The sequence below is a fragment of the Bacillus sp. ABR genome (assembly GCF_056172715.1).
In genome coordinates this window covers 1-236 of record NZ_JAOYSL010000019.1, presented here as the reverse complement: position 1 = coordinate 236, position 236 = coordinate 1, and the positions used below count along the sequence as shown (strand labels likewise).

Here is a 236-nt window from a genome sequence, read left to right as displayed (position 1 = left end):
TAGAATAAAGGACTTTTTTCAGACAAGGACGTCTGTCAGGTCCCACATACATGGAGGTAATAGGAAATGAGAATTAACCACAATATCGCAGCACTTAACACATTAAACCGTTTATCTGCAAACAACGGTGCAAGCCAAAAGAACATGGAGAAACTTTCTTCTGGTCTTAAAATCAACCGTGCAGGAGATGACGCAGCAGGTCTTGCAATCTCTGAAAAAATGCGTGGACAAATCCG

Annotated in this window: 1 protein-coding gene; it reads left to right on the top strand. The window is 41.5% G+C overall.

Annotation, left to right across the window (positions count from 1 at the left end; translation table 11 throughout):
- Positions 1–66: 66 nt before the first annotated feature.
- On the top strand, positions 67–236 hold a 170-nt coding region (locus tag OIT90_RS19320; RefSeq protein ID WP_474892837.1), incomplete at its 3' end, for a flagellin N-terminal helical domain-containing protein.